We start from the raw sequence: 2,915 nt of genomic DNA on the forward strand, positions 1-2,915 counted from the left end.
TCGGAGTGCCTGCTGAAACGCGGGCGAACGAGGCGCGCGTCGCCGCCACGCCCGAGACCGTCAAGAAGCTCGTCACGCAAGGTCACCGGGTCTCGGTGCAGAGCGGCGCGGGCTTGCCGGCAAGCTATATCGACGATGCGTTCGCTCAGGCGGGCGCGGATCTCGTCGATGCCGCCACGGCCTTTTCCGCCGAGATCGTCCTCAAGGTTCAGTCGCCTTCCGCCGAGGAACTGGCGCTGCTCAAGCCGGGCGCCGTGCTCATCGGCATGCTCGATCCCTTCAACACCGAGAACACCGCGCGCCTCGCCGCCTCGGGCGTCACCGCGTTCGCGCTCGAAGCCGCGCCGCGCACCACGCGCGCCCAGAGCCTCGACGTGCTCTCCTCGCAGGCGAACATCGCCGGGTATAAGGCCGTGCTGATGGCCTGCCAGTACTACCAGCGCTTCATGCCGATGCTCATGACCGCCGCCGGCACCGTGAAGGCGGCGCGCGTGCTCGTGCTCGGCGCGGGCGTCGCGGGCCTGCAGGCGATCGCCACCGCCAAGCGGCTCGGTGCGGTCGTCGAAGCGTCCGACGTGCGCCCGGCGGTGAAGGAGCAAATCGAATCGCTCGGCGCGAAGTTCGTCGACGTGCCCTACGAGACCGACGAGGAACGCGAGGCAGCCGTTGGCGTCGGCGGCTACGCGCGCCCGATGCCGCCAAGCTGGCTCGCGCGCCAATCGGCGCAAGTGCACGAGCGTGCGAAGGCGGCGGATATCGTCATCTCGACCGCGCTGATTCCCGGCCGGCCCGCGCCGACGCTGATCTCGGTGGAGACGGTCAAGCACATGAAGCCCGGCTCCGTGATCGTCGATCTCGCCGCCGGACGCGGCCCCGAGTTCGAAGGCAGGAAAGGCGGCAACTGCCCGCTCACCGAAGTCGATCAGGTGGTGATGAAGCACGGCGTGCATATCGTCGGCCATACGAATCTGGCTTCGATGGTCGCCGCCGACGCTTCCGCCTTGTACGCACGCAATCTGCTCGACTTTCTCAAGCTCATTCTGACGAAGGAAGGCACGCTCAACATCGACCTCGCGGACGACATCGTCGCGGCCACGCTCCAGTGCCGCGACGGTCAGCTCGCGCGCGCGGCGGCTTAACACGGAGACGAACATGGACGTCATCAATCACACGGTGATCAACCTCATCATCTTCGTGCTGGCCATCTACGTCGGCTATCACGTGGTGTGGAACGTCACGCCCGCGCTGCATACGCCGCTCATGGCCGTGACCAACGCGATCTCCGCGATCGTCATCGTCGGCGCGATGCTCGCGGTGGGCCTCACCGTCGGCGCCGCGGGCAAGTTCTTCGGCACGCTCGCCGTGCTGCTCGCGGCGGTCAACGTGTTCGGCGGCTTTCTCGTCACACGGCGAATGCTCGAGATGTTCAAGAAGAAAGAGCCCAAGAAGATCACGAGCAAGGAGGGCGCGTAAATGAGCATGAACGTCGTCACTCTCCTGTATCTGGTCGCCTCGGTGTGCTTCATCCAGGCGCTCAAGGGCTTGTCCAATCCGAAGACCGCGCGCATCGGCAACACGTTCGGCATGGCGGGCATGGCGATCGCCATTCTCACCACGCTCGCGCTGATCGTGAAGCAGGCGGCGTATCTCGAAGCCAATCTGGCGCTCGGGCTGTCGCTGCTGTTCGTGGCGCTGATCGTCGGCGGCGGCGCGGGCGCGTACATCGCGGCGAAAGTCGAGATGACGAAGATGCCCGAACTCGTCGCGGCCATGCACTCGCTGATCGGTCTGGCGGCCGTGTGCATCGCGTATGGCGTCGTGGCCGAGCCGTCCGCGTTCGGGCTCGCGCCGCCCGGCGAGCCGATTCCGTACGGCAACCGCGTCGAGCTGTTCATCGGCACGTTCGTCGGCGCGATCACGTTCTCCGGCTCGGTCATCGCCTTCGGCAAGCTCTCGGGCAAGTACAAGTTCCGGCTGTTCAAGGGCGCGCCGGTCGTCTACGCCGGACAGCATCTGATCAACCTGCTGCTCGCCATCGCGATGATCGGCTTCGGCGTGATCTTCATGCTCACCGAGGCGTGGCTGCCGTTCATCATCATGACACTGATCGCGTTCGCGCTGGGCGTGCTGATCATCATCCCGATCGGCGGCGCGGACATGCCGGTGGTCGTGTCGATGCTCAACTCGTACTCGGGCTGGGCGGCGGCGGGCATCGGCTTCTCGCTCAACAACCCGATGCTGATCATCGCCGGGTCGCTGGTGGGTTCGTCGGGTGCGATTCTGTCGTACATCATGTGTCGCGCGATGAACCGCTCGTTCTTCAACGTGATTCTCGGCGGGTTTGGTGGCGAGGCTGGCGGCGCGGCTGAGGGCGGCTCGACGGAGCAGCGTCCGGTGAAATCCGGTTCCGCCGATGATGCCGCCTTCATGCTCGGCAACGCCGAGAGCGTGGTGATCGTGCCGGGTTATGGTCTTGCCGTGGCGCGCGCGCAGCACGCGTTGAAGGAGCTGACGGACAAGCTCGTCGAGAAAGGCATCGACGTGCGGTACGCGATTCACCCCGTCGCGGGGCGCATGCCGGGCCACATGAACGTGCTGCTGGCGGAAGCCGAAGTGCCGTACGAGCTCGTGCACGAGATGGAGGACATCAACAGCGAGTTCGGGCAGACCGATGTGGTGCTGGTGCTCGGCGCGAACGACGTGGTGAACCCCGCCGCGAAGACCGATCCGAAATCGCCGATCGCGGGCATGCCGATTCTCGAAGCGTACAAGGCGCGCACGATCATCGTGAACAAGCGGTCGATGGCGGCGGGGTACGCCGGGCTCGACAACGAGCTGTTCTATATGGACAAGACGATGATGGTGTTCGGGGACGCGAAGAAGGTGGTGGAGGAGATGATGAAGGCGGTGGAGTA

The 2,915-nt window shown here is 65.5% G+C and carries 3 protein-coding genes; all 3 read left to right on the forward strand.

Features of this window, described 5'->3' with window-relative positions; all coding sequences use genetic code 11:
* On the forward strand, positions 1 to 1,139 hold a 1,139-nt coding region (locus tag AWB83_RS35490), incomplete at its 5' end, for a Re/Si-specific NAD(P)(+) transhydrogenase subunit alpha (RefSeq protein WP_244198004.1).
* 13 nt (positions 1,140 to 1,152) lie between these two features.
* Positions 1,153 to 1,473: an NAD(P) transhydrogenase subunit alpha part 2 gene (locus AWB83_RS35495; protein WP_008351539.1), complete on the forward strand. Its 321-nt coding sequence runs from the start codon at positions 1,153 to 1,155 to the stop codon at positions 1,471 to 1,473.
* On the forward strand, positions 1,474 to 2,915 hold a 1,442-nt coding region (locus AWB83_RS35500), incomplete at its 3' end, for an NAD(P)(+) transhydrogenase (Re/Si-specific) subunit beta (protein WP_087050256.1).

Origin of the sequence: Caballeronia ptereochthonis, assembly GCF_001545075.1 — a bacterium.
Classification (GTDB): Bacteria; Pseudomonadota; Gammaproteobacteria; order Burkholderiales; family Burkholderiaceae; genus Caballeronia; species Caballeronia ptereochthonis.

Excerpts from the sequence above, each read along its gene's own strand:
- AWB83_RS35495 (WP_008351539.1), top strand. The coding sequence starts at position 1,153 with ATGGACGTCATCAATCACACGGTGATCAACCTCATCATCTTCGTGCTG.